At 62.7% G+C, this 22,717-nt stretch carries 20 protein-coding genes and 1 pseudogene; 14 read left to right on the top strand and 7 right to left on the bottom strand.

All coding sequences use genetic code 11. From position 1 onward, the window contains the following. Positions 1 to 58: 58 nt before the first annotated feature. Positions 59 to 1,537 carry a M81 family metallopeptidase gene (locus ACEU5R_RS28610; protein WP_103274234.1) on the top strand — a complete coding sequence of 493 codons (1,479 nt, stop codon included), beginning with the start codon at positions 59 to 61 and terminating at the stop codon, positions 1,535 to 1,537. A gap of 18 nt (positions 1,538 to 1,555) precedes the next feature. Here ACEU5R_RS28610 and ACEU5R_RS28605 read toward each other — a convergent pair whose 3' ends face one another. Then, positions 1,556 to 2,467: a LysR family transcriptional regulator gene (locus ACEU5R_RS28605; RefSeq protein WP_392413164.1), complete on the bottom strand. Its 912-nt coding sequence runs from the start codon at positions 2,465 to 2,467 to the stop codon at positions 1,556 to 1,558. A 111-nt stretch (positions 2,468 to 2,578) separates the two neighbouring features. Here ACEU5R_RS28605 and ACEU5R_RS28600 point away from each other — a divergent pair, with 111 nt between their 5' ends. Beyond that, complete coding sequence (locus ACEU5R_RS28600) at positions 2,579 to 3,991, top strand: M20 family metallopeptidase (RefSeq protein ID WP_103274232.1); 1,413 nt, start codon at positions 2,579 to 2,581, stop codon at positions 3,989 to 3,991. 15 nt (positions 3,992 to 4,006) lie between these two features. Further along, positions 4,007 to 4,987 carry a Bug family tripartite tricarboxylate transporter substrate binding protein gene (locus tag ACEU5R_RS28595; RefSeq protein WP_392413162.1) on the top strand — a complete coding sequence of 327 codons (981 nt, stop codon included), beginning with the start codon at positions 4,007 to 4,009 and terminating at the stop codon, positions 4,985 to 4,987. 38 nt (positions 4,988 to 5,025) lie between these two features. Here the strand turns inward: ACEU5R_RS28595 and ACEU5R_RS28590 are convergent, their stop codons facing one another. Beyond that, positions 5,026 to 5,913, bottom strand: a complete 888-nt coding sequence (locus ACEU5R_RS28590; protein WP_392413161.1) for a LysR family transcriptional regulator — start codon at positions 5,911 to 5,913, stop codon at positions 5,026 to 5,028. Between the two features lie 72 nt (positions 5,914 to 5,985). Between ACEU5R_RS28590 and ACEU5R_RS28585 the strand changes: the two genes are divergently transcribed. The 6 genes and pseudogenes from ACEU5R_RS28585 (at position 5,986) to ACEU5R_RS28560 (ending at position 12,191) form a co-directional block, all read left to right on the top strand. Then, positions 5,986 to 6,180 carry a hypothetical protein gene (locus ACEU5R_RS28585; protein WP_103274229.1) on the top strand — a complete coding sequence of 65 codons (195 nt, stop codon included), beginning with the start codon at positions 5,986 to 5,988 and terminating at the stop codon, positions 6,178 to 6,180. Between the two features lie 141 nt (positions 6,181 to 6,321). After that, positions 6,322 to 8,322 carry a ribonucleoside triphosphate reductase gene (locus tag ACEU5R_RS28580; protein ID WP_392413159.1) on the top strand — a complete coding sequence of 667 codons (2,001 nt, stop codon included), beginning with the start codon at positions 6,322 to 6,324 and terminating at the stop codon, positions 8,320 to 8,322. 60 nt (positions 8,323 to 8,382) lie between these two features. Next, positions 8,383 to 8,571 carry an anaerobic ribonucleoside-triphosphate reductase gene (gene nrdD, locus ACEU5R_RS28575; protein ID WP_103274227.1) on the top strand — a complete coding sequence of 63 codons (189 nt, stop codon included), beginning with the start codon at positions 8,383 to 8,385 and terminating at the stop codon, positions 8,569 to 8,571. Then, positions 8,537 to 9,172 (top strand): annotated as a pseudogene (locus tag ACEU5R_RS28570) (anaerobic ribonucleoside-triphosphate reductase activating protein); the annotation flags it as partial. The gene nrdD and the pseudogene ACEU5R_RS28570, both read left to right, overlap by 35 nt. 83 nt (positions 9,173 to 9,255) lie before the next feature. Continuing rightward, complete coding sequence (locus tag ACEU5R_RS28565; protein ID WP_392413157.1) at positions 9,256 to 10,986, top strand: hypothetical protein; 1,731 nt, start codon at positions 9,256 to 9,258, stop codon at positions 10,984 to 10,986. 311 nt (positions 10,987 to 11,297) lie between these two features. Then, positions 11,298 to 12,191, top strand: a complete 894-nt coding sequence (locus ACEU5R_RS28560) for a hypothetical protein (protein WP_392413155.1) — start codon at positions 11,298 to 11,300, stop codon at positions 12,189 to 12,191. Between the two features lie 385 nt (positions 12,192 to 12,576). Here the strand turns inward: ACEU5R_RS28560 and ACEU5R_RS28555 are convergent, their stop codons facing one another. Beyond that, complete coding sequence (locus ACEU5R_RS28555; protein WP_392413153.1) at positions 12,577 to 13,470, bottom strand: trypsin-like peptidase domain-containing protein; 894 nt, start codon at positions 13,468 to 13,470, stop codon at positions 12,577 to 12,579. Between the two features lie 634 nt (positions 13,471 to 14,104). Between ACEU5R_RS28555 and ACEU5R_RS28550 the strand changes: the two genes are divergently transcribed. Next, entirely contained in the window at positions 14,105 to 14,665 is a 561-nt protein-coding gene (locus ACEU5R_RS28550) for a hypothetical protein (RefSeq protein WP_392413152.1), read from the top strand. A 68-nt stretch (positions 14,666 to 14,733) separates the two neighbouring features. Continuing rightward, a complete protein-coding gene (locus ACEU5R_RS28545; RefSeq protein WP_392413150.1) occupies positions 14,734 to 15,597 on the top strand; it encodes a hypothetical protein in 864 nt (287 codons plus the stop codon). A gap of 245 nt (positions 15,598 to 15,842) precedes the next feature. Here ACEU5R_RS28545 and ACEU5R_RS28540 read toward each other — a convergent pair whose 3' ends face one another. From ACEU5R_RS28540 to ACEU5R_RS28525, 4 genes are read right to left on the bottom strand one after another with little or no spacing between them, the layout of a single operon-like run. Next, complete coding sequence (locus ACEU5R_RS28540) at positions 15,843 to 16,850, bottom strand: TniQ family protein (RefSeq protein WP_392413149.1); 1,008 nt, start codon at positions 16,848 to 16,850, stop codon at positions 15,843 to 15,845. Positions 16,851 to 16,857: 7 nt separating this feature from the next. Beyond that, positions 16,858 to 17,748 (bottom strand): TniB family NTP-binding protein, encoded by an 891-nt coding sequence (locus ACEU5R_RS28535; protein WP_392413147.1) that lies wholly within the window; start codon positions 17,746 to 17,748, stop codon positions 16,858 to 16,860. Further along, a complete protein-coding gene (locus tag ACEU5R_RS28530; protein ID WP_392413146.1) occupies positions 17,745 to 19,598 on the bottom strand; it encodes a Mu transposase C-terminal domain-containing protein in 1,854 nt (617 codons plus the stop codon). The genes ACEU5R_RS28535 and ACEU5R_RS28530 overlap by 4 nt, the downstream gene beginning before the upstream one ends. Continuing rightward, positions 19,595 to 20,284: a heteromeric transposase endonuclease subunit TnsA gene (locus ACEU5R_RS28525; protein ID WP_392413144.1), complete on the bottom strand. Its 690-nt coding sequence runs from the start codon at positions 20,282 to 20,284 to the stop codon at positions 19,595 to 19,597. Before ACEU5R_RS28525 ends, ACEU5R_RS28530 begins: the two co-directional genes overlap by 4 nt. Before the next feature lie 315 nt (positions 20,285 to 20,599). On the opposite strand from ACEU5R_RS28525, the gene ACEU5R_RS28520 reads away from it, so the two are divergent. The 3 genes from ACEU5R_RS28520 to ACEU5R_RS28510 all read left to right on the top strand — a co-directional run. After that, entirely contained in the window at positions 20,600 to 21,760 is a 1,161-nt protein-coding gene (locus ACEU5R_RS28520; protein WP_103274225.1) for a nitronate monooxygenase family protein, read from the top strand. Positions 21,761 to 21,873: 113 nt separating this feature from the next. Next, complete coding sequence (locus tag ACEU5R_RS28515) at positions 21,874 to 22,500, top strand: TetR/AcrR family transcriptional regulator (protein WP_392413143.1); 627 nt, start codon at positions 21,874 to 21,876, stop codon at positions 22,498 to 22,500. Continuing rightward, positions 22,497 to 22,717 (top strand): PEP/pyruvate-binding domain-containing protein (locus tag ACEU5R_RS28510; protein WP_392413142.1); only part of this gene is annotated, 221 nt, incomplete at its 3' end. The genes ACEU5R_RS28515 and ACEU5R_RS28510, both read left to right, overlap by 4 nt.

Here is a 22,717-nt window from a genome sequence, read left to right as displayed (position 1 = left end):
CGTCTTCCCCCCGGGCCGGCCCGGCGGCCCATTCCCTTTTTCCCTCACTGGAGGCAGCATGCGTTGGCTATTGGCAATGATCAAGCATGAGACGAACACGTTCTCGCCCGTCCCCACCCCGCTGGAACGCTTCTTCCGCGGCAGCGCCGAGCCCGTCTCGGGCGACGCGGCGGTGGCGCTTTACGGCGGCACCAACAGCGGCCTGGCCGGCTACCTGGACGTGGCGCGCGAGACCGGCGCGGACGTCACCATTCCGGTGGCCGCGGCCGCCTGGCCCAGCGGCCCCGCCACGGCCGAGACCTATCGAGCGCTGTGCCAGCCCGTGCTGGACGAGCTGGCGCGCGGCGGCTACGACGCGGTGCTGCTGGACCTGCACGGAGCCATGGTGACCAGCGACCTGGAAGACGCGGAAGGCGACCTGCTGCGCCGCATCCGCGAAATCGCGCCGGACATCCCGGTGGCGGTGACGCTGGACATGCATGCCAATCTGTACGACGACATGGTCAGGCACGCGACCGTGATATCCGGCTATCACACCTACCCTCACGTCGACATCCACGCCGCCGCCGTGCGCGCCGCGCGCATCGTGGCGCGCGCGCTCAAGGGCGAGATCCGTCCGGTGATGGCCTGGGGCAACCGGCCCATGCTGCCGCACGTGCTGCGCCAGGGCACCCATGTCGAGCCCAACCGGTCGCTGCAGGCGCGCTGCATCGAGCTGGAGACCCAGGGCCAGGCGCTGGCCGCGTCGGTGTTCGTGGGCTTTCCCCACGCCGACATCCGCGAGGCCGGCCTGAGCGCCGTGGTCTGTACCGACGCCAGCCCCGCGCAGGCCGAGCAGCTGCGCGACGAACTGCTGGACCGCGCCTGGGCGACGCGCGCCGACTGGGTCTACCGCTCCGACGCGCTGCAACCCTCGGTCGCCCGCGCCGCCGGCATCGAACAGGGCCCCGTCGTGCTGCTGGACCATTGCGACAACGCGGCCTCGGGCGGCTCGATGGACAACACCACGGTGCTGGCCGAGATCCTGCGCCAGGGACTGGACAACGTGGCCTTCTACGCCATCTATGATCCCGACGCCGCGCAACAGGCCGCCCGGGCCGGCGTGGGCCAGACGGTCACGCTCTCGCTGGGCGGCAAGATCCAGGCCCCCGCGCTGCGCCAGCCCAGCCTGCCGCTGGAGGTCACGGGCCGCGTCAAGCTGGTGTTCGACGGCCTGTACCGCAGCCGCGGCCCGATGGGGCGCGGCACGCTCAACGACACCGGGCTGACCGTGGTGATCGACACGGGCCGCGTCGAGATCGTCGTCATCTCCGGCCACCAGGAGCCCTACGACGTCAACTGCCTGCTGTCGGCCGGCATCGATCCGACGCAGAAGCGCTACCTGGCGCTCAAGAGCCGGATGCACTGGCGCGCGGGCTACGCCGACATGGCGACGGCCATCATCGAATGCGCCGGCAACGGCGTCACCACATCGGATTACAGCCAGATCGAGTTCAAGCGCGTGCGCCGGCCGATCTATCCGCTGGATCCGATGTAGGGCCGGCGGGCCAGAGCCTCACCCCTCCCTGGCCCGCAGTCCCTGTTCCAGGCGCTCCCCGAGCAGGTCCATGAACTCCCGCGCCAATCCCGGCAGCGTGCGCCCCTGCAGCGTCTGCGCCTGCACGCTGCGCTGGCGCATTTCCGGATTGCTGAATGGCACGGCGGCCAGACGCAGCGCGTCGAGCTGGCCGCCGACGGTCAGGTAGCCGGACAGGGCCACGATATCGCTGCCGGCCAGCATGGGCAGGAAGGCGGCGGAATGATTGGACACGTAGGCCGGCTCGATGTGCAGCCCGGCATTGGCGCAGGCCGCGTCGAACAGCTGCCGCACCGTGGTGCCCTGGTCGCCCAGCGACAGCGGCAGCCGGGCTAGGTCGCGCACGCTGACGCTGCGACGGCCGGCCAGCGCGTGCCGGCGGCACATCACCGCATAGACCGGCGCGCGGCACAGCACCTCGGTGGACAGGCGGTCGTCATGGACCGTGGTGTAACGCAGTCCGATTTGCGAGAGGCCTTCCAGCAGCAGGCGGCCGACCTCCTCGGGCCGCTCGACCCGCAGGTGAAAGCGCGCCTGCGGGCGCAGGCGCTTGAACTCGGCCATGCACTGCGGCAGGAAGCGATGGGCGAAGCCCTCGGTGCAGGCCAGCCGCACGGTCACGTCGCCCTGCTCGCCGCGATGGCGGATCTCGGTGGCGACGCGCTCGGCCTCCAGCGCGGCGGCGCTGGCGTAGGCGGCCAGCTGGCGTCCGGCGTCGCTGAGCGCCATGCCGCGCGCCTGACGCTCGAACAGCGCGATGCCCAGCTCGTCCTCCAGCTTGGCGATCTGCCGGCTGACCGCCGAGGCCGCCACGTGCTGCGCGCCGGCGGCGGCGGCGATCGAGCCGCTGCGCGCGACTTCCAGGAAATACCTCAGGCCCAATGAAATCACGGCGGACTCCCAAGCATTGCCAAAATGGCATGTTTGAAATGCGAATTATCTAATTGTGGCACGCGAAGAAGCGTAATAACTTTGTGCCTCGAATCCGCAACGAGGACCATCGTGAATCGCCAGCAAGCCCTCATGCAGGCCGTCGCAGAGTACGACGACGGCACCTTCCAGGCCGATCTGGCCCGCCGCGTGGCGTTCCGGACCGAGAGCGAGGAAGCCGGCCAGGCGGCCGCGCAGCACGCCTATCTGCGCGACGACATGGCGCCGCTGCTGGCTGGCCTGGGCTTTGCCTGTCGCATCCACGACAACCCGGCCGGCGCCGACCTGCCCATCCTGGTGGCGCGGCGCATCGAAGACCCGGCCCTGCCCACCGTGCTGCTGTATGGACACGGCGACGTGGTGCGCGGCAACGCGGCGCGCTGGGACGCCGGCCGCGATCCCTGGACGCTGCGCGTCGAGGGCGACCGCTGGTACGGGCGCGGCACCGCCGACAACAAGGGCCAGCACAGCATCAACCTGGCCGCGCTGCGCCAGGCCATCGCCGCGCGCGGCGGCAGGCTGGGCTTCAACGCCGTCTGGCTGATCGAGACCGGCGAGGAAGCCGGCTCGCCCGGCCTGGCCGCCTTCTGCGAGGCTCGGCGCGATGAGCTGGCGGCCGATGTCTTCCTGGCCAGCGACGGCCCGCGCCTGCACGCCGAGCGGCCCACGCTGTTCATGGGCTCGCGCGGCGCGGTGAATTTCGAGCTGTCGCTGCGCGCGCGCGAGCGCGGCTATCACTCGGGCAACTGGGGCGGGCTGCTGTCCAACCCCGCCATCGTGCTGGCCCACGCCATCGCCACGCTGGTGGACGCGCGCGGCCGCATCACGGTGCCCGGCCTGCGTCCGCCGCCCATCCCGCTGGCGGTGGCCGGGGCCCTGGCCGAGCTGGACGTGGGCGGCGGCGCGGACGATCCCGCCATAGACGCGCATTGGGGCGAGCCCGGCCTGTCGGCCTCGGAAAAGGTGTTCGGCTGGAACAGCCTGGACGTGCTGACCTTCGGCGCCGGCGATCCGGCCAAGCCGGTCAACGCCATCCCGCCCGAGGCCTCTGCGTGGTGCCAGCTGCGCTTCGTGGTCGGCACGGACTGGCGCGCGCTGGAAACCCATGTGCGCGAACACCTGCGCCAGGCCGGCTTCGGCCAGGTCCGCATCCGCCTGGGCGCGCAGGCCGGCGCCACCCGGCTGTCCCCGGACAACGCCTGGGTCCGCTGGGCCGCGGCCTCGATCGAGCGCAGCACCGGCAAGCGGCCCGCGCTGCTGCCCAACCTGGGCGGCTCGCTGCCCAACGACATCTTCGCCGACCTGCTGGGCCTGCCCACGATCTGGGTGCCCCACTCGTACCCGGCCTGCGCGCAGCACGCGCCCAACGAGCACCTGCTGGGCAGCGTCGCCCGCGAGGGCCTGGCCATCATGGCCGGCCTGTTCTGGGACCTGGGCGACCAGGGACCGGCCCTGCGCGACGCCGCCGCACCCCTTCGACCCTGACGCCGAGACCACGCCATGTCCATCAAGACCCGCGCCGCCGCAACCGCCCTGGCCCTGGCCGCCGCCGCTGGCGGCGCGACGGCGCACGCCGCCTATCCCGAACAGCCGATCAAGATCGTCGTGCCCTTCACGCCGGGCGGCGCGACCGACTCGGTGGCGCGCCTGCTGGCCAGCAAGCTGGCCGGCAAGCTGGGCCAGCCGGTCATCATCGAGAACCGCCCCGGCGCGTCCACCGTGATCGGCGCCGAGGCCGTGGCCCGCGCGCGACCCGACGGCTACACGCTGATGGTGTCGGGCAGCACCACCTATTCCGTGCTGCCCGCGCTCAAGACCGACCTGCCCTACGATCCGCTGCGCAGCTACGAACACATCGCCATCGTCTCGCTGGCGCCGCTGGTGCTGCTGGCGCGCAAGGACCTGCCCGCCAGCACGGCCGGCGAAGCGGCCGAGCTGGCCCGCAAGCAGAGCGGCAAGAGCGAACTGATGTACGGCACCTTCGGCCCGGGTTCCGCGCCCCACCTGGCCGGCGAGATGTACGCCGAGGCCGCCGGCGCCAGGATGACGCCGGTCCCGTACAAGGGCAGCGCGCCGCTGGTGACCGCGCTGATCGGCGGCGAGGTCGCGCTGGGCGTGGACACCGTGGCGTCCGCCGCGCCGCACGCCAAGGCCGGCAAGGTGCGCGCGCTGGCCGTCACCGGCGCGCATCGGTCGCCGCAGCTGCCGGACGTGCCGACCTTCGCCGAGGCCGGCCTGCCCGGCGTGTCCATGGTCGGATGGTACGGCCTGGTGGCGCCGGCCAAGACGCCCGCGCCGGTGCTGGATACGCTGGGCCGCGCGGTCGAGGAAGTCATGCGCGACCCGCAGGTGCGCAAGTCCATCGAGGACATGGCGATGGAGCCGGTGTTCATGCCTGGCCCTGCCTTCCGCGATCAGATTTCCAGCGAACTCGCCACCTTCGGCGCCGTCGGCAAGCGCGCCGGCATCACGCTGGACTGAGACAGGCCGCCATTTGCCCTGCCGCCTTCTGGCGGACCTCAAGCGGTGGAGAACGCCGCCAGCGCCTCCAGCACGGCGGCCGCCGCCGCGCCCGGCTCGGGCGCGGCGCGATAGGCCAGCGCCATCGGCCGCCTGAGCGGCGGCGACAGCGCGCGCCATTGCACGTCCGCGTGCCCCGCGTCCTCCACTTCGGCCAGCGGCAGGATGGCCGCGCTCTGGCTGGCGGCCGCCAGGCCCTTCAACGCGCCCGGGTAGCTCAGGGCCAGGAATGGCCTCGGATTGAAACCGGCCTGGCCAAACCAGGACGCGATCAGGCCGTGCATCTGCGTGCCCGGCGCGAAGCAGGCCCAGCGCCGCGTCGACAGCCATTCGGGCGTGACCGCCTCGGGCGCTTCCCATGAGGCGGGCAACAGCGCGACCATTTCGTCGTCGCGCCAGGGCGTCACGGCCACCCGGGCCGTGGCGGGCTGCGGACTGGCGACGATGGCCACGTCCAGCGTGCCGCCCTGCAGCCGCAACATCGCCTCGGCCGAACCCGCCGCTTCCAGTTTCACGTCCACGCCGGGCGCGCGCCGCCCCAAGGCCTCCAGCACGAGCGGCAGCAGGCGGATGCCGACGCCGGCCGACACGCCCACCTTCACCACGCCCACGCTGCCGGCGGCGCGGCGGCGCACGATGTCCACGAGATCATCGCTGGCGGCCAGCAGCTTGCGTCCTTCCTCGACCAGCGCCTGGCCCGCCGCCGTCAGTCCGGCCTGGCGCCGGCCGCGCAGCACCAGCGGAACCTGCATGCGCGCCTCCAGTTCCTTGATGTGCAGGCTGATCGTGGGCGGCGCCAGATGCAGCGCCTGCGACGCCGCCGCGAAGGTGCCCAGGTCGGCGATCGCGATCAGGGTCTGGATCTGATCCAGGTTCAGGTTACGCATCAGCTTTCCTGACGATTGAGGTCAGTTCATTCAACTTTACGGATGGCAGTGTATCTCCGAGCATGCTGCTCCATGAATCACGACACATCCACACCGCCCTCCCACGCCGCCACCGCCCGCCCCACCATCGAACCGCCGTCGGACGCAACCCGGCCGCGTCCCGCCATGCCCTGGCTCCACCGCCTGGGCGCGGCCTTGATGCGCCGGCTGCGACGCGCTGAAAAACGCATCACCGACAACTTCAGGGTGCCGCCGAACGGCGCTTGAGGGGACGCATTGCGTCTTTTCCCGCCCGGCCGGCGGGGTTTGCGCCCGATCAAGCGCCGGCCAAATCCGGCGCGGCTGCGCCGCAATCAACACCATATGTGGTGATAGAGTTTTCGCACTCCACTACATATGGTGCCACCCATGCAGATTGAACACATCCTCAAGCGTGACGGCCGGGTCGTCGGATTCGACGCCGGCAAGATCGCCCAGGCCATCGCGGCGGCGGGCCGGAGCACCGGAGAGCTGGAGCCGCATGCCGCCCGGGCGCTGGCCGCCACGGTGGCCGAGGCCCTGACGCGCGACGGCAATGTCTGCCCCGGCGTGGAGACCATCCAGAACCATGTCGAGGAAGCGCTGGTGCGCGCCGGCCACTGGCGCACGGCGCGCGCCTACATCGTGCACCGCGAGCAGCACGCGCGGCTGCGCTCGCTGCGCCACACGCTGGTGGACGTGGAAAGCGCGATGGAGGAATACCTGGAGCAGCGCGACTGGCGCGTCAACGCCAACGCCAACCAGGGCTACAGCCTGGGCGGCCTGATCCTGAACGTGGCCGGCAAGGTCACGGCCAACTACTGGCTGTCCAATGTCTTCACGCCCGAGGCGGGCCAGGCCCACCGCGACGGCGACATCCACATCCACGACCTGGACATGCTCAGCGGCTATTGCGCCGGCTGGTCGCTGCGCCAGCTGCTGACCGAGGGCTTCAACGGCATCCCCGGCAAGGTCGAGGCCACGCCGCCGCGCCACATGTCGGCCGCCATCGGCCAGATCGTCAACTTCCTCGGCACGCTGCAGAACGAATGGGCCGGCGCGCAGGCCTTCAGCTCCTTCGACACCTACATGGCGCCCTTCATCCGCCGCGACGCGATGACCTACGCCGACGTCAAGCAGGCGATGCAGGAGCTGATCTACAACCTGAACGTGCCCAGCCGCTGGGGCACGCAGACGCCCTTCACCAACTTGACCTTCGACTGGGCCTGCCCGGCCGACCTGCGCGAGCAGATCCCCTACATCGGCGGCGAGGAAATGCCCTTCGCCTACGGCGACCTGCAGGCCGAGATGGATATGATCAACCGCGCCTACATCGAGGTGATGATGGCCGGCGACGCCAAGGGACGCGCCTTCACCTTTCCCATCCCGACCTACAACATCACGCCCGATTTCGACTGGGACCATCCCAACACCACGCGCCTGTTCGAGATGACGGCGCGCTACGGCCTGCCCTATTTCCAGAACTTCCTGAACTCGGACCTGGAGCCGCACATGGTGCGCTCCATGTGCTGCCGCCTGCAGCTGGACCTGCGCGAGCTGCTCAAGCGCGGCAACGGTCTGTTCGGCTCGGCCGAACAGACCGGCTCGGTCGGCGTGGTGACGGTGAACTGCGCGCGCCTGGGCCATCTGCACCGGGGCGACGAGGCCGGCCTGATGGCGCGGCTGGACCGCCTGCTGGAACTGGGCCGCGACGTGCTGGAGACCAAGCGCAAGGTGGTGCAGCGCTACATCGACCAGGGCCTGTATCCCTATACCCGGCGCTACCTGGGCACGCTGCGCAACCACTTCAGCACGCTGGGCGTGAACGGCATCAACGAGATGGTCCGCAACTTCAGCGGCGACGCCGACGACCTGACCACGCCCGCCGGCCACGCGCTGGCGCTGCGCCTGCTGGACCGGGTGCGCGCGCGCATGACCGAATTCCAGGAACAGACCGGCCACCTCTACAACCTGGAAGCCACGCCGGCCGAGGGCACCACCTACCGCTTCGCCCGCGAGGACCGCAAGCGCTATCCCGGTATCCTGCAGGCCGGCACCGAGGCCCAGCCCTACTACACCAACTCCAGCCAGCTGCCGGTGGGCCATACCGACGACCCGTTCCAGGCGCTGGCGCAACAGGAGGCGCTGCAGGGCAAGTACACCGGCGGCACCGTGCTGCACCTGTACATGAACGAAGCCGTGTCCTCGGCCGAAGCCTGCAAGACGCTGGTGCGGCGCGCGCTGGCGAATTTCCGGCTGCCCTACATCACGGTCACGCCGACCTTCTCGATCTGCCCCACGCACGGCTACCTGGCCGGGCGCCACGAGTTCTGCCCCAAGTGCGACGCCGAACTGCTGGCCCGGCAATCGGCCTGCCGCGTCCCGGCCTAGCGCAATGCTCACCCGCGCCGGGCAGCCCGCCCGACGTCCCACCCAGAAGGAAACCCCACCATGCAAACCCTGATGACCGAACCATCCACGCCCCAGGCCGCCACCGCGCCGGTCCTGGACGACAGCCAGCGCGTGCGCTGCGAAGTCTGGACCCGCGTCATGGGCTATCACCGCCCCGTCTCTTCGTTCAACACCGGCAAACAAGGCGAGTTCAATGAGCGCCGCTTCTTCGTCGAACCCCGCGCCTGAGGCGGCGGCCGGCCCCCGGGCCGGTTCGCGCCTGCACACCGCGCGCGCCCACGCCACGCCGCCCCTGCCGGCCGCGCAGGCGCTGCCGCGCCACTCGCCCGCCGTCGGCGGGCTGACCCCTTTCTCCACCGTGGACTGGCCTGGCACGCTGGCCGCCGTGGTCTTCATCGCCGGCTGCCCCTGGCGCTGCCACTACTGCCACAACCCGGAACTGCAGACCCGCGCCGCGCGCTACGACTGGCGCGAGGTGCGCGCCTTCCTGGCCACCCGCCAGGGCCTGCTGGACGCGGTGGTGTTCTCCGGCGGCGAACCCCTGAGCGAACCGCGCCTGCCAGCCATGATCCGCGACGCGCGACGCATGGGCTTTCGCATCGGCCTGCATACGGCCGGCATCTATCCGCTGCGGCTGGCCGACGCGCTGCGCCACCTGGACTGGGTTGGCCTGGACATCAAGGCCGACGCCCAGGGCTATGACGACATCACCGGCCGGCGCGAATCGCAGCGGCCGGCGCAAGCCTGCCTGACCTTGCTGCTGGCGTCCGGCGTGGATTTCGAATGCCGCATCACCTGGCATCCGGATTGGCTCGACGAGACCCGTCTGTAAGACTTCTAACTATTTGCGACTGTTCACAATCCCATGCAAATAGGGCAAATTAAGTGCGAATATGACCCTTGCCGCACTTTATGACCGTCCAAATCGAAGACTTCAGGTTCAACGACAAGCCATGGTGCATCACCTGGCTCGGACGCCTTATCTATCCCCCTTCTTCGCGTACTGAGCCGCGCATCACCGTTCACCTTACCGAGCTCCTTCCAGACTTTGGAGATCCGCTCTCCACCAAGTCTCAGCCCGAGCCGCCGAAGTATAGGACGGTAGCGGTCAAGGTCGGTTTCATCGCCCTTCTCAAGATTGGGTCAGTCTGGCTTGATGGCGTACGAGTGCCGGTGCAGTCGAGAGATATCGAATGCACACTAGCGTACGAGAAATGTCAGCTCGTCCGCTTCGACAGCAAGGTGCAGATAGGTGGCGCTTGGGAGCCGATATTTGCTCCGAATAGGTACCGGGTTGGCCGCGACGCGCTAACTGAGATCAACAGCTCGTGGGTTGTGCTTCTCTACGATCCGACGCCGGACATTCGCCTCCTTGTAATACCTGCAACCACCTTATTCCAGCGAGCGCTCGCCACATCCCCAAAAGCTGTCCGTCGTCTCGTCTACGGGCAGTTTGACAAGATCGTCGATCCATCATCCGCCCCCCTCCCCGACGATCCACAAACGTTCTATCTGGTTCTGTTCAAGGACTTCCGTAATACGGAAGGCCCTGCGCTCGCCAACCTCATCGCGGACCCTGTTGCGTCCCAGGAGTACGCCCGGTTCCGCAAGGCTCTCACCATTGAGAGCGTGAATCATCAGGACCATGGGCAACCACCGGCCCACATCAAACTCAACCTGCCCTTTAAGAACCCAGTTCTGTTCAAGGCTAACGGAAAATTCATGCCGTTCAAAGTGCTGGAAGGCACGAAAGAGATCACGAATTGGGGCTTCCTAGCAACAGAGATAACAGACCTACAAGTCCGCTTTTGCTTTGACCGGCTTGTCATTGAGCGAAAGAACAACAGCCAACAAGGTCTGAACGCTGGCGACTCCGACCTTCCACCCGCGTGGGGCGGCCTTATTCGCAACCCTGTCGAGCTAGATACGCCTGTTGTCACCTCTGCAGAGGATCCCACAGATCATTTGGAAGCTGCCTGTATCGAAGCGTCCGGAAACATTGACGACCCTCTCGTTGAGATAGTTGAAGACCAGAAGCTAATACAGCAGTATCGATCCCGAGCGCGACAACCTCACGACACCGGAGAATCTGACGGGAGCGCCTCGACTGGTGATCTATCAGGAAACGGCTCGACAGCCGAGTTGAATGTAGAGGCTACCGCGACGCCCAAGATACCGGTCACACTTGACGACTTCTTCGAGGCGCTGGCATTGCTAGTCAAGGCGGGTTATCCATTCAAAACTATTCCCATTTCGTCTTCCTTCCGCCAGCGGCCTGACACTGGCATCGTCAACTTCTTGCCTTGGCACATCAACAAGGTACGTAGTTGGCATCTAACGTCGGACCATGCAGGCGCCCCTCCTCGCGGCTATGTCGTTGCTGAACTGCTTCAAGGAAGCGTGTGGTGTTATCTCATAGAGATTCAACGCAAAGGCGCCGAGGCACTAGCGCTCCTGCACGTCCGACACCACAACGGCCAACGAATCGAGAAGCGCGAACTTGAACAGTTCATGCTCGAAGTTGCGCGTAAGAACGGTTGGGGAGCCAAGGACTACTTCAAGAAGTGGGTCTGCATTCCAATCAAACACCGCCCTAAAAAGGGAACGCAGGCATTCACGCAAGACATCATCAAACAGCTCTAGTGGGAGTCACAATGCTCGACCTTTGTTTCACTACGGACGATGAGCAACTCATCCAGTTGGCAATCGAGTACTGGCAACTGAGCGACAACGGCGATTGGGCTCACGGCTCGACGGCAAGCATAGCAAGGCGGCATGGCTACCCCCAAGCGAAGCTTACAAAGGTCGTGCATGAATCGTGTATCGCTTTCACGACCGTACGATGCAACTGCGGCCGCCGGTTCCCAGCGCCGTCGCGTACCGCCTTTCGGGCCCTGCAGAGCAGCCCCCTGGGCAGGAGAAGAATAGGCCCGCAGGGGCAATGCGATATATGCGTGGACGAGCACCTCAAAGAACAACAACGTCTTCAGGAAGAAAAGCGCTCAAACGAAGAAAAGGCCATTCAACAACAGGTTCAAGCATGGTCGGAAGAGCTGACGCCCAAAAGCTACGCAACGGCGCCATTTCAAGACGCATTTCTTTTATATGGCCTTCTTTCTGCATCGGGCGATCTTTGGACACGGGGTAGCTTACAAGCCTGGTCCAGCCATGAGACTCCTCTGTTCGCACATCCCGAAGACTCAGCAGCCGTCTATCGCTGGCTGCACGAACGCGGATGGATTTCGCCTGACCAGGTAAGTCGTTGGGCTCTTCGCCTCGACGCTGATGGAACTGTGGACTACGACCCACGGCACATCAGCTGGGCGTTGGCGCCGGATAGCGACGGTCTACCCTTCATCCAAGTCCTGTTGTCTCTTGAATGCACGCTGGAACAAGCAATGCTCAACGACTGGCGCGAGGTCTGGTACACAGTCTGTCTCTCTGAACTTCGAAAGCTTCTTGAGAAAGAACTGGGCCGATTTGGTTTCTCATGTGAGCGCTGGAGCCCATTGATAGCGCAAAATCTCCGACAACTTCTGGATGAGTGCTCCTTGGCCGAGACCATGAGAATCGTCTATGACTCGGTCGGTCAGCTCGTCAAGGCGCGCGAAGACAAGCACAAAAACTACCACCGGCAACATCTTGAGAACATGCTGCCTGGATCCTTCAAGCGACGTCTGGACTACATTCGGAACAACAACTGGACACTATATCGCTGGCATCGCTATAGCACGAAGGACGAGGCGATCTTTACTAGCCTTCTCTTTGACAGGGTGCTGAAAGGCGGCAACCACCTCTACGACTCGCTGACAGGTGCTGCGTTTGCACTTGAAGACCATCCAGCATAAAAATGTCATCGTCAGGATTGCGACGATCAAGATATTTTCAGCCGTTAACTATGCTGGTTTCCAGTGAAATGACAATCTTGAGTATTTGCACGAATGCTGGCACTCAATCGCGTCGAAAGGCGGCCGCCTAGTGGCATTCCAACCTTGCCATCCAATGGCATGAACGTGACCACTCGGACTCTCAAAAAATGGCCGCTTCTGATTACAGACCGGCCATTTGTATTTCGAGGGAGTAACTACCTAGCTACGTTGGCCTCCGACCCAAAGCGGTAATTGCCCGCTCGAAAAAGCGGACGTTCAACGTTTGAATTGAGCGGCCTCGCGCGGCTTTTCGCGCGAGGCCGCTCGAATGATGGGTTAGGCATCGTAGTGGCGAGGCCGCAGATCATGTCTTCATAAGATATTGAATCGTGATTGGCCCTCCACAGTCGAGCTCATCACGGATAAGTACACGTTCCCAACCAGTTGGTGTGAATATTCCTTTCGCCGACAAGTGCTGTAGGTGGTAACGGACAGCTTCGTCACTCTCGGGGACGAGCCGAGCGTCCACCGGGATTGCCATCATTGGATACAGCAACGTGACATAGGAAACGTGGGGCTCATCCGGCAACATGGCAGGCAAGCTGCCACAAACGATCCCACAAACGCGACTGTCGTCACTGATCACAAGGCCACCGCTCATCCCATGCTCGAACTTCGCATCGACCTCAAAGCACGGAAAGCTGTACATGCCCTTATCTCTGCCGCCCCAATAGTGCTGCCGGACGACTCCGGTGGATACTGACCGATCAAAGTTCAACTCCACGTGCTCAAATTTCCCCTCGGAGTTGACGCGAGAGCCATCGAAGCGAACATTGTGAAGACCAAATGCTCGCACAGTTGCACCGACAGGCGGGGGATCAAACGTCACAGGAACTGCCTTCCAGTCCTTGTAACGACCGGCGTTTTCATCAAGCGCCCTCAACCAGATTATCGCTATGTCGGAATGCGCAGACAGGGCTATTGAATCGATTGTCCAGACCACGTAGCTATGTTCATCACCTTCCCATTTGACCTGCGCCACCCAATATTCGTACTTGGCTTCACGTCCGGCTGCAATCTCAGGGTCTTGCTTCAATAGTTGTTCGATAACGTGCTTCGCTGTTATCGCCATGTGTGGCCACGCTATGAAGCATGAGCCGTAACAATGCAGGTCTTCATCAGGGCCGATCCCAATAAGAATTGGCATCAGCTCATAAATGAGCCTGTCATCAGGATTGACAGGGCGAAAGTCGGACATTGCTAACTGGGCTCCTATGGCGCGGCGAGTGCGACGGACTTGTACAACATTTCGATGTCCAACTTTGTTTTAGGGAGACAATTTTGTGCCATAACTCTGGTATCTGTCTCCCTAACCTCGGACTGTCATATAGTCGGAAACAGTCGCAGTTATGGGATTTCGGAAGCATAGACTTGGAGATCATGGCTGCTAAAAAGTCGTGAAAGGCAGCAAATAAATACGATAGCATAACGCCGCCGCCCTTGAATGCCTGCTATAGGGAAAACTGTCAATGGCTGCTCGTGGCCGGGGCAGACGAAGCCATACCTCTGATAGCTTCGGAGGAATAAGGTGTCAGCCTAGTACGCCACTAAGTGGCAACTTTGCGATGCTACTGGGTGGTAGTTTTGATAAGAATGCTCAAATCTCAAGCTGGGGAGAAAAACGCCAAAGATTGGGCGCAAAACTGCTCCCTAAATCAAACTTAGTCCCCATTAGATACGCTATGCCGCCCATCTATCCCGATCTTGCTTGGTACTCGTCAGAAAGTGAGCGAAAGGGGCTTCTCGGCCGTTGCCCATACGCGAGCGTCCACCGTTGCCCTCGGTACTTTGATAGCGCGGCACTTCTTTCAGAGGTTGGAATCACAACCCGAATGCCAAAGGAGTTACATGACGCCACACTCGCTAAGTGGCGCGCGCATGAACTGGCTCCCGCGATAGCCGAAGCAGAAACATCGATCTCCGGCGGCAAGAACCCAAACTGCTATTCGAATTTCTGCCCCGAGGTTGCCTTCGATACGTTCAAACTATTTGGCAGCGCACTCATTCGGATAAGAGACGACATTGATCAGCAAATCGCCGAACAGGTTATCGCCAGAGACCCCGCGCCCGAGGGAAAAGACTGGCGCTGGTCATGGAGCCACGTCGAACCACTCCACTTTTCGGGCTGTCCTTTGTACGCCCAACTGCATCAGGAGAAGCCTGTGTCCAACATTACGTTTAATGGCCCAGTTACCGGAAACATCAACGTTGCGGGCCACTCAATCAACGCGCAGGCAATGTCACTTTCACTCGCCGAGCTTCTGACGAAGATTGAAGCTTCAAGTGTCGCGGCGCATGAGAAAGAGGCCGCTAAGTCAAAGCTGGCCGAGTTCCTTGCTCATCCAGTTGTGGCCGCGATAGTTGGCGGGCTGGCTGGCCGAATTGGGGGCTAACCACTCGGACAATCCGGCCTCGCGCATAAAGTGCACGAGGCCGTTTACCTCAAACATTAGGGCTCAATATGTACATCCTGGACACGTCGGCAATCCGTGGTATCTCTAGTGCCAACCTGAAATTGGCAGCCACGAAGTTCGACATTGCCGTTCCAACGGTGTCTGTTCTCGAGCTCGCTAGCCACCTGAACGACTCACCCAACGATGATGACTATTCGCGAGCCCGAGGAAATCTAGTCAAGTGCAAGATGGCACAGATACTGGACGATCCTTTTTGGCTCCTGTCACAACGGATACAGTCATCCGCTAACCCAACTCGAAAGGAAGACAGGGCTGTCTTGGGTCAGCTAATCGCGGCAGCAGAGCAATCCCAGACTCTGGCGGAGCTAGAAACCAAGATCCTTTCATACCCCGATGGAGCCATCGCATCATGTCGAGATATTGGGAAAGGAATTGGAAAGATTCTGAAGGAAGAAGAAGATTCTTTCGTCGCTCACATTAAGTCGCTTCCGGCTCTCGCGAAACTAGACCTATCCTTGAATGGGAAGCATTGCCTGAGTTCGGCGGAGTTTCTTGAACAATTGCTCGCGGCGACACTGTCGCTATCTGGAACATCTGATAAGGACGTTCAGATAAGAACCTTTCTCGCGACGGCGCCATATTTTGGCTATCTCATTCATCGCATGTATCAATACGCGAATCGGCTTCAGCCGGGAGCAGCGGAGCTATTGGTTGACCAAAACGACTGTGAAGACGCCTATACCTCCTTGTGTCTTGACTTACATGGCGAGGACATTCTTGTCACGAACGACCGAGGCACACTTGCGGCCTTGAGGAATACGTTTACGCTACTTAATGAGGTTATTCCGCTTTCAATAGACTCATATCGCGTAATGTCCAATGAAGAGTTTCTTCATGCCATTGAACCCTAACACTACGTTCGAAGGGACGCTCCACCTATCAGCGGCGCGCCCCTCAACTTCACGTTGGGCGACCGCTTTCCAAATGTCTGACCGACAACAAAGGGTCATAGGCTGCCGGAAAAACCGGTGGGAAGAAGTCGCTCGACCGAGTATCGGCGGAGAAGAAAGGCTTGTCAGGCAGCCGCCGGCCCAAAACGGCCTATCATCGTTTTTTTCAACCGAGATCTGTGCTTTTCATACGTGCGCAGCACTCGTCAAGCCTGCCGAGTTGCAGAACGGTCCCTTCTCATAGTGTTCTGTAGCGTTGGCCGGGAGGCCCTCGCCTGCCAGAAGTTTGCTCGCATCACGCTGTACAGCCAGTAGGGCGGAGCCTCATCATGACAAAACGTTGTGTATGGCCGGCGCGCATGTTCGCAAAGCCTCAGGAAATTCTCTGGCCAGTTCCGCAGCAGCCTGACCGCGTGACGCATCAGAAGTAGTCGACTTTCTATATCGCAGCGCTCGAAATTGCGGTTTGAGGGCGTCACGATCTTGAGGCGACGGATTCCATGCATAAGCGCACGAAGCCCATCAAAGTACAGATGCGAGTAAAGGCTCGAATTTTCTCCGATGCATGTGTATTCGCGATCAATGACTTGCTCAATCGATCGCTGCATGGCGACATCACGGCCATCGGCACTTACAGGTGAGCCAAGAATGGATTTTCTGCAGAAGCCACACGTCCGCATATCTCCTCTTGCAGGAAAGCTGTGGCGCGTCGTCATGTCGGCCCGGTGAGGAGCAAGCGGGTTGCCGCACGTCCCGCAGCGCTCCTGGAGAAGCACGCGGTGCTTGGTGCATACCACAAGCAACGCCAAGCGCCAGCTCCGGCGCAAGTACGGCTCTTTGTCTTCGTCTAGACATACTGGGCAGAATTGCTGCCCGAAGGCCCGGTGTGTCCGATGATAGACGCTCAACGGCATGACGAACCTGGTTACACCATGCTCTTGAAACGCTTCAAACACGATGGACTCGTAGGCTCTTAGTGTCATCCGCTTGATCTGTCCCAGACTAGTACCAGTGCGCTGCGAAAGCCCTTCTAGCAGCCAATCCGGCGCATAGTGATCGACATCCCGATTCCATATCTGCCGTTCTCTACCGAAGTAAGAGGCGTAGAAGTTATGAACTTTGTATCCGTTTCCTCGTGCAAGGCGAATCATCCAGGACGACAACAGTTCATCCGGGAGAGGGTGCGGATGGATAGGCCATATCGTGGGTGCCACGATTCACCTATAGAGTTGCGGCGACTTGCTTTCGCTGAGTTGGAGGCACGTATCCGCAGTTCTCTAGCATCGACACGGTGATTCGCTCTTCACCAACCTTGATCGCGTGAATAGCCGCCATGTTGAGCAAGGTGGACATTTCTCCAATCGTTCCGGAAGACATGTCTAGGATGCGATCAGCCAAAGGTGGCGTCGATAAATGCGATGACTCGCGCAGTGGCAGAACTCGCTCAAAGCTCGACATCAGTCGCGCGAACTCCGCGTTGCGCGTCCACTTAGGTAGAACCTCTGGAGTGAATCGGTTTGCCAGCTGTGGATCAGTCTGAATTGCACGCACGGCTTCCGCAGTACCGATACCAACGATAGGAACCCGCAGCTCGTTGCCGATGTACTTCAGCACGTTGAGGCAGTTGCGTTGCTTCACATAGGCGCCGGCCATCAAGTGGTGGATCTCGTCGATCATCACCAAGCCGAGGCTCACGCGCCTCAGAATTGCTACGACACGATCACGCTTCGCATCCGTCGACTCGCTCCGCGGGTTATCTTCAAAGAGGCGGGTGAGGATGGCGTTGTAGATTCCCCGCTCGTCTGGTCCAGGCGGCGCCTGGATGTAGAGAACAGGAATTTTCACTGCCTCACCGGTGAGGTTTTCGCTTGCCGGATGCTTCTCCCGAAATTTCTCCACCAACATGGTCTTACCGTTGTTCGTCTCGCCGACAATCAGCATGTTCGGCATGCGAGGCTGGACGGGATGAGCGAGCAGATCCTCCAGCTTTCCAAGAAGCTCCTTCGCGCGGGTGTAACCGATCCACCGCGGCTTCTTGATGTGTTGAATTCTCTCCTGATCGGATAGTTCGAGCTTGGAGATGGCGGTATCTGAGAGGTGCGGATAATTCATTGCGCCTCCTCGATGTCATCGAAGGGTTGAACATCACCATCCCAGCTCGGCGCCGGCGTTTCAACTGATGAGTCTGCCCGAGCGACTGGCACGGCATTCTGTCGCCAACCCACTCGCCGTTGAGAATTGCGTCGAACGCTTCGAGACTTCTCTGCTGCCGCGCGCTCAATGCGGGCCATTTCTGCGAGCCCTTGGAAGATGGTGTCTTCATCCGGCTGAAGCTCTGGCTGCGCAGCGATGCGCTTCAGGACTGCGTTCAGCTCCCACGCACTGATCTTCGGACGCGTGATGTTGCGATAGGGCGCTACGAAGTAGGTCTTCGTCTCCGGATCGAAGAAGTACACCTCGCTGATATCGCGAGGATCGCGCACGAAGACAAACTTCCGCTTCAGCTTCGCGTTCTTGGGGTCGCGTGCGTGGATCCACGGTCGCAGCACGTCTGCGTAGTAGTGGATGTTGTCGATGACGACACCGTACTCCTGAATCGTTCTCTCGACATAGGGCATGAAATCCAGTCGAAGCTTGCGCTCATCACGGACGGGTTCAGGGAGCCCGATTCCGAGAGTCGTGCTTGTCCCGAGGAGGAACTGCTCGTAGTACTTGATGGGTGGAATGCGGCCAATGCCGCGATGTGGTCTCTGGTGATATACCTTCAGCGCGAAGATCGAGAACCAGTGTTCGAACTCGCGCAGCGTCATCACTGCTCGACCTTGGGAGTCATATTCGCCACGCTCTTGCACGTTGGAGAACGTGGTGCCGGGCAACGTCTGAACGCGGTGCATGAATGTGCGAAACAACCGCTCGACATGCCCGCCATAGTTCGGCAAACCTTTAGGACGGTTCTCCATCACGATGTTGTACTCGCGACATGCTCTTTCAAGCATGGTCCCGCGAAACTCTGACGCGTTGTCGGCATAGATCTTGGAGGGGATGCCATAGATAGGCCACGCCACATCGATGGATCGCTCCGACAGCCATTGCACCTTTGGCAAGATTGCATGTGCCAATGCCAATCCCGTCGAGAGCGCGCCAGGCGGATCGAGGGATGCACAGAAGCCTGCAAGCATGCGCGTGCAGCTATCCGTGACGATCGTTAGATAGCCCCTCCCAATCTCCTGCCGGTACTGCTCATCGACGAAGCACATGTCGATCGGAGAGTGATCAATCTGGTAGACGGCTAGTGGCACATCGGCGCCAGGGAACGACCCTCGCAACGGCTGGTACTTTTCTCTAGCCTCTTTGAAGCTGTGCCGCTTTGCGACGATCAATCGATCCTGAAGCCCATCGATCCTGCGACGGATCGTCGAGATATTCGGAGCGGCAAGCTGCTTCTCCCGGCATGAGAGCGCGATGCGCTCCCACAACTCGACAACAGAGGGGCGTTCTCGAGTCAGGTAGAACGCTTCAATCTCGGCCTGAATAACTACCTCCACCTCTGTGGTCAATCGAGACTTGCCGTTGTCGCTCCGCCCTCGGCGTACCAGTGCGGAAACTGTCTTGCTCTCCTGCCACTTGGCAATCCAGCGATATACGGTGGCACGGTCCTTTCCAAATTTGGCAGCGACCTCGTCGACCTCCTGGCGAGTGCGCTTTCGGTTTTGTCGCTCAACCAGGGGCCGTATGGCCTCAAAGCGGATCCAAGCCTCGTTCCAGTCTTCGTCCGGAATGGTCATGAGGCCTTGCTTGCCGTTTCCCGCCGGGCGCTTCACCTGAAGCTCAGTAGCGGGGACAAGCTCCATGTGGCCACTTTCCGGATCCTTAATAAGGACGCGCTCAATCGAAGGAATATCAAGAAGTATCCAGTCGCGATCGCGCCAAGAGACCGGACAGCCAGGAATGAGTTGGCTCATGCGTAGCCTCCAAGAACCCAAATAGGTGATTGCATCGTGAGCGGCTGCACGAGGTCAAAGCCGATCCGACGTTCAGCGAGCAATTTCCAGATCGTCGGAAGAATCTCTGCCTGACGCCAACGGTCAGGAGAAATGAACTCGGCGAGCCCGCTTGGAGTGGTCTCGACGAGTTCATCAATAGCGGATCTCACTGCCTCTTCTGCGCCGGAGTCAAAGGCACGATTGCGATAGGGCAGAAGAAAACGGGCGTTATCGAGATAGGGGGTTCGTATCTCGCGCTCGGTGTAGATCTCAAAGAGCCAGCCGCGCTCTTCGGCATATTGTTTTGCTGCGTTGATACGTTCCCGCCAGGCGCGCCATTTGCCATGGAACGCCTCGCGATACTTGATCTCCACCAGCACCGGCTGGCTATCCCGGCGAAGATCCGTTCTCCACTCGATCAGGCCGTCTGGCGTGTACCGACACCAATTCCCGTCTTGATCCTGGAACTTCACAACTACCGGCTGTGGGGTGTAGATGTCTACGGAGAAGTCGAACTGGAGCAAGAGCATGAAGTCTCTCTCCAGCGACGACTCGTAACGATTGCCGTTTGGCATCGTTCCGGTGACACTACGGCTTTGGACGCCGATCTGGCGAACTGGGCCGGAGACTAGGGAAGAGACTTTGTTCGCATTCAATGTGCTCATTTATATCACCTATTCGCAATTAATTTGCTTGTTTACACCGTCTGCTGGCGCTGGCGCGCGAACTGGCGCGACGCGGCGTGCGCCGCTTCGCGGTGCAGAACGCGCGCAGCAGCCCGACGGCGGCGGCGGCCTCGCGCCTGGGCCCCGGCGCGCAGGAAATGCTGCGCGGCTGGTTCGACGAATTCGCGTGCCGCTAGTGTGCCGCCCCGCTTGACGCCTGAAGCGGCTTCATGCGCGGATTTGATTTCGCGCAACACGCCCGCGATCGCGATCGCCTAGCCTCCAAACACTGTTCCAATGAAAGGCTCTCTCAACATGACGTGGTTCAAATCCCTCTCCCTAGCCGGCCGCGAGCTGCTGCCCATCGTCCAGGGAGGCATGGGCGTCGGCGTGTCGGCGCACCGGCTCGCCGGCGCGGTGGCCAGCCAGAACGCGGTGGGCACCATCGCCAGCGTGGATTTGCGTCACCACCACCCCGACCTGGTAGAAAAAACCGAGCATTGCCGCGACCGCGAGCTGATCACCCAGGCCAACCTGGAGGCGCTGGACCGCGAGGTGCGCGCCGCGCTGGACCTGTCGCAGGGCCGCGGCCTGGTCGCGGTGAACGTGATGAAGGCCGTGCGCGACCATCCCGCGCTGGTGCGCCAGGCCTGCGAAAGCGGCGCGCACGCCATCGTCATGGGCGCCGGCCTGCCGATGGACCTGCCCGAGATGACGGCGGACCATCCCAAGGTCTCGCTCATCCCCATCCTGTCCGAGGCGCGGGGCGTGGCCGTGGTGCTGAAGAAATGGCTGAAGAAAGGCCGCATGGCCGACGCCGTGGTGATCGAGCATCCCGGCCATGCCGGCGGCCACCTGGGCGCGGCCAAGCTGGAGGATGTGCACGACGAGCGCTTCGACTTCAAGCGCGTGCTGGCCGAATGCCACAAGCTGTTCCAGGAGCTGCAACTGGGCCGCGACGCGCCGCGCCTGATCGTGGCCGGCGGCGTGGGCAGCCATGAGCAGGTGCGCCACTGGCTGGGCCACGGCGCCGACGCGGTGCAGGTCGGCACGGCCTTCGCCGTCACCCAGGAGGGCGACGCGCACGAGAACTTCAAGCGCGTGCTGATCGAGGCCGATCCGGACAAGCTGGCCGAGTTCACCAGCGTGGCCGGCCTGCCGGCGCGCGCCGTGGCCACGCCCTGGCTGACGCGCTACCTGAAGCAGGAAAAGACGCTGCAGGCCAACGCGCGCTGCGACGAGCGACGCTGCAGCCAGCGCATGGATTGCCTGACCCAGTGCGGCATGCGCGACGGCATCTCGCGCTTCGGTCAGTTCTGCATCGACCTGAAGCTGGCGGCGGCCATGCGCGGCGAAGTCGGCCGAGGGCTGTTCTTCCGGGGCGCGTCCAAGCTGCCCTTCGGCAACGCCATGCGCTCGGTGCGCGAACTGATGGATTACCTGCTGCACGGGAACCTGCCGGCCACGGCGGCCTGATCCTTCATTCCCTTCGCCCGCCGCCGGGGGGGACATTCCGGCGACGCGCGGGCTTTCCAAAATTATTGAACGACGTACAATATTATTCGTCGTTCAATAATTTATGGATCGCCATGTCCCCCTCCGAACCGGATGCCGCGCCCGGCCTGCGCGAACGCAAGCGCCTGCAGACCCTGGACCTGCTGACCCGCAGCGCCTACACGCTGTTCGAGACCCACGGCTACGACAGCGTGACGATGGAGCAGATCGCGGCGCAGGCCGGCGTCTCCAAGGGCACGCTGTACAACCACTTTCCCGTGAAGGAAGCGCTGCTGGCGCATTACTTCCATCAAGAGCTGGCCCGCTCGGCGCGCGACTTGCTGCCCCGCCTGATGAAGCTGCCCGGCTTCGTCCAGCGCCTGACCAAGACGCTGCACGCTTCCGCCCACTGGTCCGAGGCGCACCGCGCCTACATGGCGCCCTACCTGCACTATCGGCTGGCGACCGCGCAGCCCGCCGCCCAGGACGACGCCCGGTATCCGCGCAGCGGCATGCATACGCTGTTCGCCGCGCTGATCGAATCTGGCCAGGCCGCCGGCGAGCTGCGCACCGACCTGTCCGCAGCGCAGCTCGCCCAACACCTGCAATTGCTGTACCTGGGCGCGCTGACCCGCTGGCTGGCCGATCCCCGCGCCAGCCTGAAGCGCGAGTTCGACGCCGTCGTCAGCCTGTTCACGCAAGGCGCCGGGAGCCCCGCATGAGCGCGCTGACGCTGGATTGGGCCGCCGCCGCCGACGCCGGCCCCGCGCTGGCCGGCGGCAAGGGCTGGCAGCTGGCGATGATGGCGCGCATGGGCGTGCCGGTGCCCGACGGCTTCGTGCTGTCGGCCCAGGCCAGCCGCGAGCGCGCCGCCGACGGCGCCTTGTCGCCGTCGGCGCGGCAGGCCTTGCGCCACGCGCTGGAGGCGCGCGGCTGGCT

It is taken from the genome of Achromobacter sp. 413638, assembly GCF_043119405.1.
Lineage (GTDB): Bacteria > Pseudomonadota > Gammaproteobacteria > Burkholderiales > Burkholderiaceae_B > Achromobacter.
This window is presented reverse-complemented; position numbering and strand designations above follow the sequence as displayed.

What these genes read in the sequence shown, in the direction of transcription:
- ACEU5R_RS28610 (WP_103274234.1), top strand. Translation starts at nt 59, where the DNA reads ATGCGTTGGCTATTGGCAATGATCAAGCATGAGACGAACACGTTCTCG.
- ACEU5R_RS28595 (WP_392413162.1), top strand. Translation starts at nt 4,007, where the DNA reads ATGTCCATCAAGACCCGCGCCGCCGCAACCGCCCTGGCCCTGGCCGCC.
- ACEU5R_RS28590 (WP_392413161.1), bottom strand. Translation starts at nt 5,913, where the DNA reads ATGCGTAACCTGAACCTGGATCAGATCCAGACCCTGATCGCGATCGCC.
- ACEU5R_RS28585 (WP_103274229.1), top strand. Translation starts at nt 5,986, where the DNA reads ATGAATCACGACACATCCACACCGCCCTCCCACGCCGCCACCGCCCGC.
- ACEU5R_RS28580 (WP_392413159.1), top strand. Translation starts at nt 6,322, where the DNA reads ATGCAGATTGAACACATCCTCAAGCGTGACGGCCGGGTCGTCGGATTC.
- nrdD (WP_103274227.1), top strand. Translation starts at nt 8,383, where the DNA reads ATGCAAACCCTGATGACCGAACCATCCACGCCCCAGGCCGCCACCGCG.
- ACEU5R_RS28565 (WP_392413157.1), top strand. Translation starts at nt 9,256, where the DNA reads ATGACCGTCCAAATCGAAGACTTCAGGTTCAACGACAAGCCATGGTGC.
- ACEU5R_RS28555 (WP_392413153.1), bottom strand. Translation starts at nt 13,470, where the DNA reads ATGTCCGACTTTCGCCCTGTCAATCCTGATGACAGGCTCATTTATGAG.
- ACEU5R_RS28550 (WP_392413152.1), top strand. Translation starts at nt 14,105, where the DNA reads ATGCCAAAGGAGTTACATGACGCCACACTCGCTAAGTGGCGCGCGCAT.
- ACEU5R_RS28545 (WP_392413150.1), top strand. Translation starts at nt 14,734, where the DNA reads ATGTACATCCTGGACACGTCGGCAATCCGTGGTATCTCTAGTGCCAAC.
- ACEU5R_RS28535 (WP_392413147.1), bottom strand. Translation starts at nt 17,748, where the DNA reads ATGAATTATCCGCACCTCTCAGATACCGCCATCTCCAAGCTCGAACTA.
- ACEU5R_RS28530 (WP_392413146.1), bottom strand. Translation starts at nt 19,598, where the DNA reads ATGAGCCAACTCATTCCTGGCTGTCCGGTCTCTTGGCGCGATCGCGAC.
- ACEU5R_RS28525 (WP_392413144.1), bottom strand. Translation starts at nt 20,284, where the DNA reads ATGAGCACATTGAATGCGAACAAAGTCTCTTCCCTAGTCTCCGGCCCA.
- ACEU5R_RS28520 (WP_103274225.1), top strand. Translation starts at nt 20,600, where the DNA reads ATGACGTGGTTCAAATCCCTCTCCCTAGCCGGCCGCGAGCTGCTGCCC.
- ACEU5R_RS28515 (WP_392413143.1), top strand. Translation starts at nt 21,874, where the DNA reads ATGTCCCCCTCCGAACCGGATGCCGCGCCCGGCCTGCGCGAACGCAAG.